The sequence below is a fragment of the Maribacter ulvicola genome, assembly GCF_900155985.1.
Taxonomy (GTDB): Bacteria; Bacteroidota; Bacteroidia; order Flavobacteriales; family Flavobacteriaceae; genus Maribacter; species Maribacter ulvicola.
On sequence record NZ_FTMA01000001.1, the window covers coordinates 837,173 to 851,223 of the forward strand.

Sequence of the window (14,051 nt, forward strand, 5' to 3'; positions counted from 1 at the left end):
GGATGGTACTCCAGTTTAAAAATTAACGGTAACGCCCAATTGACCGGGACCAAAATTAAGGTTCCAACTCACCATTTTTTTTTGCTGGTTGTACTTTTCATCATATCTTTTATCTAGATATCTATCTATAGACTCTACCGTAGCAATACTTATGGCAAAGGCGAAGACCATATCACTCAAATAATGTTGACCGTCCCAAACTCGTGAAATACCAGGTATAGCACCTAAGGTGTAAATACCAGCTTTAACCCATGGATTTTTAAATTGTTTACCAATAGCATATGCATTTGTAAATGCCAGTAGAGCATGTCCAGATGGGAAGGAGTGAAAATTTCTATTAGAATTAAAAGGATCAAAAGTATCTTTACCCAAATTAGCTACCGGTCTTGCCCTGCCCACAACAGATTTTAGTACTTGCTGTAAAAAACCTGAAGAGGTAGCAGATGAAATCAACAAAACACCTGTTCTTCTTAGTTTTTCGTTTTTTGTGATCAACCCTACTGCATATACACCTGAAGTAGCCAGGTAATTATTTGAAGGATTACCATAAAACTCTCCATAATCACGAAGTAATGACGGCACCCCTTCTCTATTATTTCTAATAAACCGTGAGGTTTCATCATCTACTAAATATACTAAACCAGTACCTGCAACTACCGCACCGAATTGCGCCCATTGATTTCCTTTCCAATGTAAAGGTCTGGTGTATGAGTATCCTACTCCTTGAAACATACTACCAACGTCATATTTGAACATACTCCATCTTGTTTCTGTAGAACCTTTACTGGACTCTTGTGCACTTAATGAAATACAAAAGCTAATACCTAAAAGCAAAATTAGATTTTTCATGGTGCAAATTTAAAGTTCTGGTTGTTTAGAAAATAATCATTACAGAAGAATGTTTTGTTCTATACCCTTTAAAGTTATTTAGAAATATAGATTTTGAGCTGTTCTAAAGGTATTGGCATGTGCTTCAACAATAATCTTAATATCTGGGGAATAACCGCCACCCATACTGCATTGTACAGGAATTTTTAGTCGATGACAGGTATTCATGACAAATTCATCCCTTATTTTACATCCATTTATGGTCATGGCAAGTGTTCCTAATTTATCAGTTTCTAGAATGTCTACTCCGCATAAGTAAAAAACAAAGTCTGGTTGAACATTATCTATCAGTTCAGGTAATTTTTTCTTTAGAATAGTAAGGTATTCTTTATCGGTTGTACCTTTCGGTAACGGAATATCTAAATCCGATACTTCTTTTTTAAAGGGATAGTTACCGGAACCATGCATAGAAAAAGTAAATACTGCATCATTGTCTTGAAATATTTCTGCTGTGCCATTGCCTTGGTGTACATCAAGGTCAACTATAAGAATCTTTTTAGCTAGCTCTTTATTCAATAGATATTGCGCCCCAATTGCTTGGTCGTTTAATATGCAAAAAGCTTCACCATGGTCGCTATAGGCATGATGGGTTCCACCGGCAATATTCATGGCAATGCCATTTTTTAAGGCAAAATCACATCCTTTTATGGTGCCATCGGCAATTATGCGTTCTCTTTCAACTAAGTCTTCTGATAATGGGAAACCTATTTTACGCACCATTTTTGGCGAAAGCATCATATTCAAGAGGTCATAGAAATATTCTGGATCGTGGACAGCAACGATATGTTTATCATTCGGAATTTCAGGTTCAAAGAAATTGTCCTGCGTACAGGTGCCTTCATGAATTAATTGCTGTGGTAACAATTCATATTTTATCATTGGAAACCGATGCCCATTGGGTAATGGATGTTTATATATGGGGTGATAGGCGATTTTTAGCATTTAACAAATATAATCGCAATCATATATGCTATGAAATTGGTTTATTGTTTTAGCTTGAAAATGTCACATTTATGAATTTAACAATTTAGTCTAGTAATTTAGTAGGATAATATGGTATAGTAAACTTATATTTGTTCCCTTCTGGAAAAATCAGATGTTATTGAATTGTGATTTAGAATTTTACGATGAAAAATAGAAATAAGTTAAGTAGAAATATCAACCGTAAAGCGCGTATTTCCAAATACGTAATTTACAAAGAAACTTTAGTTGATTTTAAGGAGCAATTTTGGTCGTTTCTTGGTGCATTTATAGGTGTTTTTTTTATTGCCATTATACAATCAGGTTATTTGCCCGATTTGGAAAATGTACTGCTAATAGGTTCGTTTGGGGCATCTAGTGTACTTATCTATGGAGCTATTGAAAGTCCGTTTGCACAACCTAGAAACTTAATTGGTGGGCAATTGATTTCTGCCATTATTGGTGTTACCATATACAAGCTCTTTCCAGATTTGATATGGGTTGCCGCTCCTTTTGCAGTTGCTACCTCAATAATTGTAATGCAAATGACTAAAACATTGCACCCTCCAGGAGGCGCTACTGCACTTATAGCAGTTATTGGCACTGAAAAAATTAAGGCTCTAGGCTATTTTTATGTTATTTCGCCTGTGTTAATAGGTACTGCTATTCTACTTATTACTGCGTTATTATTTAATAATATCTCAAAGGATAGAAAATATCCCCGAAATAATAAATTGAACGATCATGTAAAACGAAAAGTTCAGAAACTAATCGGAAATTAAAAAAATTACTTGGTTAAATTGTGCAGCTTTAATTGAATACGTTTTCTGGGCACATCAACTTCTAAAACCTTCACAATTATCTGCTGATGTAAATGTACATGTTGGTTGACGTCCTTTACGAATGAATTAGATAAGTTAGAAACATGAATTAGGCCACTTTCTTTAATACCTATATCCACAAAACAGCCAAAGTTGGTAATGTTATTTACAATGCCCGGTAACAATTGTCCACTATGTAAATCAGTAATTGATTTAATGGTTTGATCAAAGGTAAATACCTTAGCTTTTTCTCTACGGTCCAATCCAGGTTTTTCAAGTTCAGAACGTATATCTTCTAAAGTTGGCAGCCCAACATCATTAGTACAATACTTTTGTAAATCTATTTCTTTTAAAAGAGTCTTATTACCTAACAAAGATAGAATTTCTGTGCCTTTATCTATGGCCATTTGCTTGATTACACCATAACTTTCTGGGTGTACGGCAGAATCATCAAGCGGATTTTCAGCATCCTTAATACGTAAAAAAGCTGCACCTTGCTCAAATGCTTTACCGCCTAATCGTGGAACATCCTTTATGTCTTTCCTGCTTTTAAAAGCTCCTTTTTCTTTTCGTTGGGTAACAATGTTTTCTGCTAATTTAGGACCAATACCAGATACATAACTCAATAAAGGAACACTGGCAGTGTTGATGTTTACTCCCACAGAATTTACACAACTTTCTACAACGGTATCTAGAGAGTTTTTTAACTTACTCTGATCCACATCATGTTGGTATTGCCCTACGCCAATAGACTTGGGGTCAATTTTTACCAGTTCGGCAAGTGGATCTGCCAAACGTCTGCCAATAGAAACGGCACCGCGTACGGTAACATCATAATCGGGAAATTCTTCTCGTGCAATTTTAGAGGCGGAGTAAATAGATGCTCCAGCTTCACTAACTACAAATACTTCAACAGGATTATTGAAAATTACTTTCTTCACAACCTGTTCAGTTTCTCTAGATGCTGTGCCGTTACCAATGGCTATGGCTTCTATTTTATATGCATTTGCCAAAGAGCTCAATTTTTTAATCGCTCCTCCAACATCATTTTGCGGTGCATGCGGATAAATGGTTTCGTTATGTACTAAATTGCCTTGTGCATCTAAGCAGACCACCTTACAGCCCGTTCTAAAACCTGGATCAATGGCAAGAATTCGTTTTTCACCTAAGGGAGCTCCCAATAATAGCTGTCTTAGGTTATTTGAGAAAACGGCAATAGCGTCATCATCTGCTTTTTCTTTAGCAGCTTTTAGTAATTCGTTGGATAAAGATGGAAACAATAATCTTTTGTACGCATCTGCAAGAGCCAATTCTATTTGTTTAGCACATGCATTGTTTGTTTTTATGATTCTGTTTTCAATTCTATCTAATAAGCGTTCATCATCCAACTCAATTTTTACCCGGATGAATTTTTCAGATTCTGCACGTAAAATGGCTAATAATCGGTGCGACGGACATTTGTTTAATGGCTCACTCCAATCAAAATAATCTCGGAATTTCTGTGCCTTTTCATCATCCTTTTTTGTTCCTATTACTTTAGTTGTAATAATAGCAAACCGTGCCAATTGAGATCGAATTGATGCCCTAATATCTGTTCTTTCATTGATCCATTCAGAAATGATGTGGCGGGCCCCTTCTAAGGCGTCATCTTCGTTTTCTATAGTTGCATTAAGGTATTGGGATGCTGTGAACTCAATATTGTCATTACGTTGTGCCATAATGATTTTAGCTAAAGGTTCCAATCCGTTTTTACGGGCAACTTCAGCTTTGGTTTTTTTACTTTTTTTGAATGGAAGGTATAAATCTTCTAACTGAGTAAGGTCTTCAGCCTTTTCAAATTTCTGTTTCAATTCGGCAGTTAATACACCTTGCTCATCTACAGCCTTTATAATTGCTTTTTTACGCTTATCAAGTGCTTCAAACTGTTCTTTAAATTGAACGATTGTCCCAACTTGTACTTCATCTAAATTGCCGGTTCTTTCTTTACGATATCTAGAAATGAAAGGTATGGTACAATCTGCATTTAAAAGCTCAATAGTATTTTGAATTCCTTTTTCAGGTAGTTGGGTGTGTTTAAGTATAAAGGGCAGTAATTGCATGTGAAATCGTTTAGAACTTTTAAAAATACCCATTATTAGGTATTGAAATCAAGCTGTTGAAATTATTTTTGGATTAGTTGGCACATTTAAAGTTGCAACTTTCTTAACAATAAAAAGCCTTGATGAAAATTCACCAAGGCTTTTTTAATTAATTAAAATTATTCTAATTTATCCCTTCTCCATTACCAACACCATCCTCATCAGGGTTTACAAATACTAATTTGCCATCAGCGTTTTCGGTCATAAGAATCATGCCTTCACTATCAACACCACGTAATGCTCTTGGTGCTAAGTTGACCAAAACAGTAACTTTTTTACCTACAATATCTTCTGGTTTAAAGCTTTCTGCAATACCCGAAACTATGGTTCTAACATCTATACCGGTATCTACTTTTAAGACTAAAAGTTTTTTGGCTTTTGCCATTTTTTCAGCTTCGATAATGGTACCTACACGCATATCTAGTTTAGAAAAATCATCAAATGAAATGGTATCTTTTTGTGGCATTACTTTTTTATTTTCGTTTTCGTTGGCTTTTTTGGTCGCCTCTAATTTGTCTAGCTGCGCTTGTATTTCGTTGTCCTCTATTTTTCTGAAAAGCAATTCTGCTTGATTTATCTGGTAGTCTGCATCAAGTAAATCTTCTTTTGAAGAAACATTATTCCAATTTAGGTTTACATCTATATTTAAAATAGATTTTAGCTTATTAGATGTGAATGGTAAAAATGGCTCGCTTAAAATCGCTAGACCTGCTGCTATTTGCAAGGCAACGTTCATAATAGTTTTTACACGCTCCTCATCCACTTTAATCACTTTCCAAGGTTCCGCATCGGCTAAATATTTATTACCTAAACGGGCAAGGTTCATCAATTCTTGACCTGCCTCTCTAAAACGGTAACGCTCAATAGAACTTGAAATAATTCCTGGATATTTTGATAAATGCACTAGTGTTTCGGTATCAACATCGGTTAGGCTTCCTGCAGCGGGTACTTTACCATCGTAATATTTATTGGTCAATACTACCACCCGGTTAATAAAATTACCCAGAATGGCTACTAGTTCATTATTATTACGTGCTTGAAAATCTTTCCAAGTGAAATCATTGTCCTTTGTTTCTGGTGCGTTAGCCGTTAACGTGTAACGTAAGGAATCTTGCATTTCAGGGAAATCAACCAAATACTCATGTAACCAAACTGCCCAGTTTTTAGAAGTAGAAAGCTTGTTTCCTTCTAAATTCAAGAACTCGTTTGCTGGTACGTTTTCGGGTAGAATATAGCTTCCTTCCGCTTTTAGCATGGATGGAAAAATAATACAGTGAAATACAATATTATCTTTTCCTATAAAGTGAACTAATTTTGTGTTTTCGTCTTTCCAATAGGGTTCCCAATCTTTTCCTTCACGGGCAGCCCATTCTTTGGTAGAAGAAATATATCCAATAGGAGCATCAAACCAAACATAAAGTACTTTTCCTTCCCCACCTTCTACGGGTACGGGAATTCCCCAATCTAAATCTCTGGTTACCGCTCTAGGCTCCAAGCCGCCATCGATCCATGATTTACATTGCCCATAAACATTAGGCTTCCAATCATCTTTATGTCCTTTTAAAATCCAATCTCTTAAAAAACCCTCGTATCTATCCAAAGGTAAAAACCAGTGTTTGGTTTCTTTGGTCGTAGGTACGGTACCGGTGATGGTCGATTTTGGATTTATTAAATCCGTCGCATTTAAACTTGATCCACAATTTTCACATTGATCTCCGTATGCCTCTTCATTACCACATTTTGGACAGGTACCTATTACAAAGCGGTCTGCCAAAAATTGCTGCGCTTCTTCATCAAATAATTGCGCAGTAGTTTCCTCTATAAAATCTCCTTTTTCATACAGATTTATAAAGAATTCTGATGCCGTATCATGATGTACCTGTGCAGAGGTTCTAGAATAATTATCGAACGTAATACCAAAATCGACAAAAGACTGCTTAATAATTGCATGGTATTTATCAATAATATCTTTAGGTGTTACGCCTTCTTTTTTAGCTTTCATGGAAATGGCAACACCATGTTCGTCACTTCCACAAACAAAGGCAACATCTTTTCCGGTTAACCGTAAGTAACGCGCATAAATATCTGCGGGTACATAAACTCCGGCTAAATGACCAATATGTATTGGACCATTGGTGTAAGGTAATGCAGCAGTAATCGTATATCTAGAGGGTGATTTAGTATCGGACATCAAAATAAATTAGGCTGCAAAAATACTGAATTTGCTGCTAGAATCCCTAATTACTTCTTAATTGTAATCTGTTCATAAAGGGTATTTGAGATGATGTTTTAATGAAAATTGACGTGAAACCTATTTGTAGAAGTGCAAAACATACTAAAACGAATGAAAATCTGTTCTATTGTAAGAAAAAACTGATTTTTAATTTAAACTTATAACATATGGGTGTTGGTAATTCAAAAAAACTAAAGCTTGATAAAAGTCTAGAAAAAATAGATGTTAAAAGGAAAAAGGAGGAGGAGCATATGAAAAACGTTGCGCTGCTTCAAAAAGATAAAAATCACCAGATTATTAAAGAATTGAGGTTCGAATCTAAAATGAACAACTCTAAATTAACATAATTAAAAAGCCCTATTCAATAAATTGAATAGGGCTTTTTACCTTTAGGAAACAAATTAAGCTACCATCACTGATTTACTCATCTTTTGGTTTTGTACATTGATACGATAAATGTACTTCCCTGTTGATAGCTGTTCGGGCATGCGCTCTCGTATATTTATTTCGGTAGAACCTTCAAACATCATTTCATTAAAAACGGTGCCTACTTTCTGACCTAAAATGTTATAAAGTTGAATATCTACATGTGCAGAAAATGGCATCTCTAAATAGATATGTGGTGTACTGTCCGTTGGGTAAAATGGTTTGTGTACAACGGCATTCAATAAATCTGGATTAAACGGAGTTTCCGCATCTTCATCTGGGTATACTGGCGGTGTAACTTCTCCATCGCTATATGCAATATCAGGGAAGACTTCACCACTACAGCTAAAACCTAGGTCTACCGGTACATAAGGCTTATAGTTCAATAAATGTGCTTCAACCAATGGAACATCTACACATAGCCATTCTGCTAAAACGGTGGCGTAAAGATCTCTAAAATCCATCGTGTATTCTAAATTACCTCTGCCATCTGGATCATCTAGAGTAGGGTGATCACCCACAAAAGCACTACCATTTAAACCTGATCCAAAGAATAGGGTAGGTGTCGCTTTACCGTGGTCTGTACCGTTAGAGCCATTCTCGAAAATACGTCTGCCAAATTCAGAAAACGTCATGCTCAGAACTTTGTCATCTTGTTGCGTAAAGGCAACATCATCATAGAAATTGTTTACCGCTACAGATAACTTCGTCATTAGTTCAGCATGGACTTGTGGTTGATTACCATGTGTGTCAAAACCACCCATAGAAATCATATATACTTTAGTGTCTAAATTACCTTTGATCAACCTGGCTATTAACGCTAGTTGACGGGCAAAACTATTGTCTTGATATTCAACTTGATTTTGCCCACGTGTGTATGCATCATGAATCACACCTGAATATTCATAAGTAGTATTGGCAACTCCTCTTAAAAATTTAAGTTGATCACCATACATACAGTCATTAAATAAGGTATCATCTAAACCATATACGACACCAGATTCTGCTATTTCCTCTAACTGATCTACATTTGAGGTTACAAATGCATAGTTGGTCTCATCACCTTGAAAAACCAAACTACCAAATTGTCCTATTTGAATGGCCGCTGGTGCCGCTGGTGGATTTACTAAATAATCTGGATAGATATTTTCAAAATGTCTTCCCATCCATCCGGTATTTAAACCTCTAAAACCTGTAGTTTCTATATCTGTATTGGCAAAAATATCTGAACCTGTAAAGTGAGATAAACTCTGACCTTCGTAACCTACGCCATGTACCGCCTTAAATTGACCTTCTTCCCACATGGGTGCCAAAGCGTTCATGTAAGAGGGTACGCCATATTCATCTGTTAATTTTAAGACCTTACTTTCTGGTATATAGATGTTTGGCCTTGCCTTGGCATAACTATCATATTGTTCAATAGGTATAACGGTACTTAAGCCATCATTGCCGCCAGATAGGCGAATAAGTATAAGTATGTTATCCGTTTCCGCGCCTGAAATAGCCGCCGATAATGGCGATGGTGCAGAAGCTGAAAGCATATTTGAACCTAACATCATTGAGCCAGACCCAGCGATGCCCATTGCTTGTAAAAAGGAACGTCTACTCCATGTTTTATGTTCTTCATCATGACCTTCATGTTGTAAGCCTTTAAATGGGGAGTGGTGTGTATTGCACATAATGGTAAGTGTTATTTTAATTGAAACTCAGGTTGTCTTGCCAAATATTGAAAAAGTAGATATACTTGAAACGGGCCCTGTGGCCAAGTAGCCAATGTCCATGATTCTTGATTGCCACCTTCGTAGTAAACATCTTCTACATCACTTCTGAATATGGCAAATGCTTTGGCATATTCTTCTTCATTTAGAAGTCCTTTTGGAAGAATAAAATCTATAATTAGCCTAGCAACTTGGTCTGGGTTTGGGCTTGTTAAACCCACATTGCTCGAAATTTCTAGTCCAAAACTTCTAAACTGCTCATTATTGGCCATGTAGAAGTTTTCTAAAATGCTCTCAATAGTAAGCCAGCGCCCGATCATAAAATTGGTATTGATCCACGAACGGTCTCGTTGCCAACCGGCAACATCAAAAGGTTCAAATATTTCTTGACTTAACAAAGCACTATAATTGACCATTTCTGCTACATTGGTATCCGTATAGCTAAAGTTAGATTCGTTCAATGTATTAAAATAAAAATCTACGGGACTTTTTATGATCACCCCTATAGCTTCATCATCAAAAAAATGTTGACTTTTAAATAAAAGTCTTAATACAGGCGCCAATTCAAAATTACTAGATACGAATGTTGCTGCAAGCCCATCTATAATGGTCTGTGCATTGTTTGCCACATCCTTAGAATCTGGGTGCACGAAAAATTCGTATAATTTGCGGCATATGAATTCTGCAATTTCCGGTGCTCTTTGTTCAAATAATATGTTAATGACATCGTCATAACTCCAATTACCTGTTTGACCAAGTATTGTTTTAGGTCCCGCATCATGTTTTGTAGCATCAAAAGTTACGGCAGAGCAGCCCACTTCCCCACGTTCTACATAACCACTTAAAGCCTTGGCAGTTTCTATAATATCTTCTTCAGTGTATCCGTTGCCTTCACCCAAGGTGAATAGTTCATACAATTCACGGGCGTAATTTTCATTTGGATTATTACCATTATTATACACACCATCCAAATAATATAGCATGGCATTTGTAAGCCCGATCTCACTGGTAAAGGTTTTAAAATTACCGATGGAGTTACGTTGTAGACAGTTTATGTATTGATATAAGTATGGGTTGCAGTTATAAACGTCTAGCTCTGTAACGAAATGATTGCTCCAGAAAAAGCTTAATCGATCACGTAGATTATTGTCTAATAAACTATTGGCATACGCCAATTGAAATTCAGATTTCTGTTCTCTTTTTAATTGGTTGCTTGCATCATTATCTTCTGGATAGTTGTCATTGTTCCAATTTGCCCAAATAGGAGGAGCTATTTCTGGCATACTCAATGCTTCATCTATTAGACTGTCAACCACAGCGGAAGCAGATTGGCCAGTTGCTTGATTTAAAGTTGCCAAAGAGGCGCTAAATCCTAATCGTCTGTATAAATGAGCAGCCCTAAGCTGATCTAAATTAGCTGTGTATGGAGCAAGAGTAGAAGTATTACAGTTAATGAAATATTCCATATCTAAAATAGGCATTTGTATTACGTTCGTAGAGTTGGGGCTTCTAAGCTAAACGTTATGAAATTTGGTATAGTATTTAAAACTATCTATTTTCGATAATCTGATTTCAAATAACGAGATTTACTGATAAAAAGCCGTTGAAATTGCTAAATTTTCGATGAATTACACAATTTGTATACACTGTCATGGGGAAACACAATGAATTTGGAAAAGAAGGAGAGCAGATAGCTGTAGATTATTTACAAAAAGAAGGGTATGTTATTAAGTGTAAGAACTATAGATACCTTAAAGCTGAAATTGATATTATAGCAATTAAGGGCAATGTTTTAGCTATTGTAGAAGTGCGTTCTAGAAGTTCAGATTTTATTGAGAATATAGCAGAGACGGTCACTCCTAAAAAAATTAAACTATTAGTTATGGCAGCTGACCACTATGTTACGTATCATAATCTTGATGTTGAAGTGCGGTTTGATATTATCACCATACTTAAGAATAGGAATAAATTTAAGTTGGATCATTTGGAATCTGCTTTTTATCATTTTTAAAAATGACTGGCAAAATAGATTTAGTAAAAAACATTTTGTTTTATTTGTAACAAGTTGTTATATTTGCACATCAACCAATTAATCAAATGAAAACAATATCATCAGTCGTTGAAGAGTATATTAAGAAAAAACCATTTCTACAAAGTGCTCTAGCACAAGGTATTATTAACCTTACATCATTATCTAGAATAGTAAAACCTGAAATTGAGCATGAATTAGGTAAGGATATCCGTAATGGGGCAATAGTAATGGCACTAAAGCGTTTGTCTGACGATTTAGAATTTAGGGCTACACACAAGATTCTTAAAGTTTTAAAGAATATAGGAGAGATTACCGTACGATCTTCATTGACCGATTATACTTTTTTGGCTTCGGATAAAATATTGGTACACCAAGCAAAGTTACTTGAAGAAATCAATAACAATCAAGATGTTTTCTATACTTCTAGTCGTGGTGTTAATGAAATCAACATTGTAATTAGCAATGTGATGGATAAAACCGTTGAGAGGTTATTTGTAGATGAGAAGTGTACTCAGAAAGCAGAAGAACTTTCTTCTATTACTGTAAAATTACCTGCAGAGAATGTTTCGGTACCAGGTATCTATTACTTTATTTTTCAAAGATTGGCTTGGGAAGGTATTGTTCTATATGAAGTAATTTCTACAACCAATGAGTTCACTATTCTTGTAAATGATGAACAGGTAGATATGGCATTTAAAACGATTAAAGATTTAAAATCGCTTTAATTTTCTAGAATTTCAACAACTTCTTTATCAGAATCCGGTTTAGCTATAAATCGTTTTTCATGGTCTAGAATAAAATAGGTAGGTGTACTTTGTATTCCAAAAATATGTGCATATTCACTTTCCCATTTGCCTAGGGCAATAGCGTGGTTAAACCCAGGTAATGTTGCCGAAACTTTTTTCCAATTAGTATCGTCATCTTCTAAACCGACTGCGATTACTTTTAGGTCTTTAATATCATTTATCTCTTTATGAAGTTGAGGAAGTTCTTTTAAACAGTGAGAACAAGTACTGCTCCAAAAAATGAGCAAGTAGTGCTCAGCTTTCTCCATAGTTAAAAGAGAGTGCTTTTTGTCCTTGGTTCCCCAAGTAATATCCGGAGATACCGCACCTATTCTTAAACGTGAGGCTATTTCAATTTCTTCCACAAGTTTTTGATTACTATCGGCTATGGCTATTTTTTTTAAATAATTTTTAAAAATATAATCTTGTACTTCCGCCATACCATTGGCTTCGGCAATCTTCCATAATTGATAAAATGCTTTTATTTGAAACCCAGAGGGTGTTGTCTTGAGAAGTTCTGCGGCTGTTTTTACATTCTTGTTTACTTCTGTTGTCAATTGCTCCTTAGTAGTGATATCTATTGGCAAGGCAGAGAAAACATAACTGCCGAATTTATCGGTCAAAAAATTTGAGCCTTGTAATATTGGGTCGTTGATGTTTAAATGATCAAAATGATGCTGTTTTTTATTTTTTAGAAAAGTTTCTAGGTTTTCAAATTCCTTTGGAATATAACTACGGTTTGCTTTAATGAACTTATGCGCTATAGTGTTTGCATTATTTTCTTCGAACGTAGTTTGCAGCGAATTTAAATCGCTAATAATTGCGTTATATTTTTTCTGGGATTCATTTCCTGACTCATAATATTCCAACAACCTATCTTGTGCAACAGTAATTTTAGAAAAATATTCGTTGTACCATTTGTTTTCTAATGAGTTGATAATGGTCAATCCATGTTGTAGATCAAAATTGAATTTTACCGTTTCTTTTTTGTTATAAATTACATCGATATAAAACTCATCTTGAGGCACGGCATATACTAAACGATATATTCCTGGTTGCGCTGTTGTGGGCATTTTTAAATTAAAAAAGCCATCCTTTACAGCTGCATCTGTACTGTAACGCTCTCCATTTGGAGTTAATTCATAAGCTATGACCCACTTGAAGTCTTTAGCAGGGGAAAAATTACCGGAGATTGAACCTTGCGCTTGCGTGCTTAGAGAAATAATAAATAAGCAAAAACTAATGAGAACTTTCATAAAAAAAACTATTATCGGACCAATGTGTATAGTAGGCAATACAAAGAAAGAAATGATGTTATTTTTTTAAAAAACGACATGAAATACTAGCGCAATAAAGAATACTATATTATCAATAAAAGTACTATTAGGAAAGCAATTGTGAGCCCTAATTTTGAAAAGCTTATGAAAATTCTTTTGATGAACAACTTCTACTTTTTTTAGAAGTTCCGTATTATAAAAAAAGCTAGCAGAAATAGCCGCTTTGTTTAAGGGATTTGTAATTCGCAATTTTTGGCTATAGACCTTAAAAGTTATTTTTACTTCAAGTTTCTTGATCGATCTTCAAAGAGGCTTTTAGAACTTAAACCAATCTATTAGTTGGGTAAAAAATTACATTTACGCAGCATTAATTTTATTGTTTACTAGTAGAACATAATTGATCCTTATTCGGTTTCTTCACCAAGGCCAATACTAATAAATGTTTCAATGATCAAATCCATTTCTTTTTTATGGATGTCACCATCTGCCATGGCAACTTCATCAAGAATTTCAGCTAAAGCTTTTTTTTGATTATGTGGTAAATTGTAAAGTGTTATTAATGCATTATCATAATCTAACAATTTTGCTCGTTCTAAAAATGCTTCATCAAAACCAATAATGGTTTTTAGTTTGTTCAACGTTTTTAGTTCACCAGGGTGTATTTTACCATCAGCTTCTATAACCTCATAAATCATTTTAACAAAGGCGGCTTTTACAAACTCTTCAAACTCCATTCTGTATATTTTGGGGTTGAAAGATATGAAAACAGCTAG

At 35.1% G+C, this 14,051-nt stretch carries 12 protein-coding genes; 4 read left to right on the forward strand and 8 right to left on the reverse strand.

Going from position 1 to position 14,051, the window contains the following annotated elements; all coding sequences use genetic code 11:
- Positions 1-15: 15 nt before the first annotated feature.
- Together BW936_RS03620 and BW936_RS03625 are read right to left on the reverse strand one after the other, a co-directional pair.
- On the reverse strand, positions 16-849 hold the full coding sequence (locus tag BW936_RS03620) for a phosphatase PAP2 family protein (RefSeq protein ID WP_076546949.1): 834 nt from the start codon (positions 847-849) through the stop codon (positions 16-18).
- 78 nt (positions 850-927) lie between these two features.
- On the reverse strand, positions 928-1,830 hold the full coding sequence (locus BW936_RS03625) for a histone deacetylase family protein (protein ID WP_076546950.1): 903 nt from the start codon (positions 1,828-1,830) through the stop codon (positions 928-930).
- A gap of 185 nt (positions 1,831-2,015) precedes the next feature.
- Between BW936_RS03625 and BW936_RS03630 the strand changes: the two genes are divergently transcribed.
- Complete coding sequence (locus BW936_RS03630; protein WP_076546951.1) at positions 2,016-2,630, forward strand: HPP family protein; 615 nt, start codon at positions 2,016-2,018, stop codon at positions 2,628-2,630.
- 5 nt (positions 2,631-2,635) lie between these two features.
- On the opposite strand, the gene BW936_RS03635 is transcribed toward BW936_RS03630, so the two are convergent.
- Positions 2,636-4,768 carry a Tex family protein gene (locus BW936_RS03635; RefSeq protein ID WP_076547946.1) on the reverse strand — a complete coding sequence of 711 codons (2,133 nt, stop codon included), beginning with the start codon at positions 4,766-4,768 and terminating at the stop codon, positions 2,636-2,638.
- A gap of 163 nt (positions 4,769-4,931) precedes the next feature.
- Entirely contained in the window at positions 4,932-6,998 is a 2,067-nt protein-coding gene (gene metG, locus BW936_RS03640) for a methionine--tRNA ligase (protein ID WP_076546952.1), read from the reverse strand.
- Positions 6,999-7,207: 209 nt separating this feature from the next.
- Between metG and BW936_RS03645 the strand changes: the two genes are divergently transcribed.
- Positions 7,208-7,387 carry a hypothetical protein gene (locus BW936_RS03645; protein ID WP_076546953.1) on the forward strand — a complete coding sequence of 60 codons (180 nt, stop codon included), beginning with the start codon at positions 7,208-7,210 and terminating at the stop codon, positions 7,385-7,387.
- Between the two features lie 54 nt (positions 7,388-7,441).
- Here the strand turns inward: BW936_RS03645 and BW936_RS03650 are convergent, their stop codons facing one another.
- Positions 7,442-9,145 (reverse strand): DUF1501 domain-containing protein, encoded by a 1,704-nt coding sequence (locus tag BW936_RS03650; protein ID WP_076546954.1) that lies wholly within the window; start codon positions 9,143-9,145, stop codon positions 7,442-7,444.
- Positions 9,146-9,156: 11 nt separating this feature from the next.
- On the reverse strand, positions 9,157-10,650 hold the full coding sequence (locus tag BW936_RS03655) for a DUF1800 domain-containing protein (protein ID WP_076547947.1): 1,494 nt from the start codon (positions 10,648-10,650) through the stop codon (positions 9,157-9,159).
- A gap of 185 nt (positions 10,651-10,835) precedes the next feature.
- On the opposite strand from BW936_RS03655, the gene BW936_RS03660 reads away from it, so the two are divergent.
- Entirely contained in the window at positions 10,836-11,195 is a 360-nt protein-coding gene (locus BW936_RS03660; protein WP_076546955.1) for a YraN family protein, read from the forward strand.
- Between the two features lie 86 nt (positions 11,196-11,281).
- Positions 11,282-11,941 (forward strand): aspartate kinase, encoded by a 660-nt coding sequence (locus BW936_RS03665; RefSeq protein WP_076546956.1) that lies wholly within the window; start codon positions 11,282-11,284, stop codon positions 11,939-11,941.
- On the opposite strand, the gene BW936_RS03670 is transcribed toward BW936_RS03665, so the two are convergent.
- The gene (locus tag BW936_RS03670) at positions 11,938-13,257 is read right to left on the reverse strand and encodes a TlpA family protein disulfide reductase (RefSeq protein WP_076546957.1); all 1,320 of its coding nucleotides are present in this window, start codon (positions 13,255-13,257) and stop codon (positions 11,938-11,940) included. The genes BW936_RS03665 and BW936_RS03670 overlap by 4 nt on opposite strands.
- A gap of 425 nt (positions 13,258-13,682) precedes the next feature.
- The gene (locus tag BW936_RS03675; RefSeq protein ID WP_076546958.1) at positions 13,683-14,012 is read right to left on the reverse strand and encodes a hypothetical protein; all 330 of its coding nucleotides are present in this window, start codon (positions 14,010-14,012) and stop codon (positions 13,683-13,685) included.
- Positions 14,013-14,051: the final 39 nt, after the last annotated feature.

Coding starts and splice junctions, on each gene's coding strand:
- BW936_RS03620 (WP_076546949.1), bottom strand. CDS start 849: ATGAAAAATCTAATTTTGCTTTTAGGTATTAGCTTTTGTATTTCATTA.
- BW936_RS03625 (WP_076546950.1), bottom strand. CDS start 1,830: ATGCTAAAAATCGCCTATCACCCCATATATAAACATCCATTACCCAAT.
- BW936_RS03630 (WP_076546951.1), top strand. CDS start 2,016: ATGAAAAATAGAAATAAGTTAAGTAGAAATATCAACCGTAAAGCGCGT.
- BW936_RS03635 (WP_076547946.1), bottom strand. CDS start 4,768: ATGCAATTACTGCCCTTTATACTTAAACACACCCAACTACCTGAAAAA.
- metG (WP_076546952.1), bottom strand. CDS start 6,998: ATGTCCGATACTAAATCACCCTCTAGATATACGATTACTGCTGCATTA.
- BW936_RS03645 (WP_076546953.1), top strand. CDS start 7,208: ATGGGTGTTGGTAATTCAAAAAAACTAAAGCTTGATAAAAGTCTAGAA.
- BW936_RS03650 (WP_076546954.1), bottom strand. CDS start 9,145: ATGTGCAATACACACCACTCCCCATTTAAAGGCTTACAACATGAAGGT.
- BW936_RS03655 (WP_076547947.1), bottom strand. CDS start 10,650: ATGGAATATTTCATTAACTGTAATACTTCTACTCTTGCTCCATACACA.
- BW936_RS03660 (WP_076546955.1), top strand. CDS start 10,836: ATGGGGAAACACAATGAATTTGGAAAAGAAGGAGAGCAGATAGCTGTA.
- BW936_RS03665 (WP_076546956.1), top strand. CDS start 11,282: ATGAAAACAATATCATCAGTCGTTGAAGAGTATATTAAGAAAAAACCA.
- BW936_RS03670 (WP_076546957.1), bottom strand. CDS start 13,257: ATGAAAGTTCTCATTAGTTTTTGCTTATTTATTATTTCTCTAAGCACG.
- BW936_RS03675 (WP_076546958.1), bottom strand. CDS start 14,012: ATGGAGTTTGAAGAGTTTGTAAAAGCCGCCTTTGTTAAAATGATTTAT.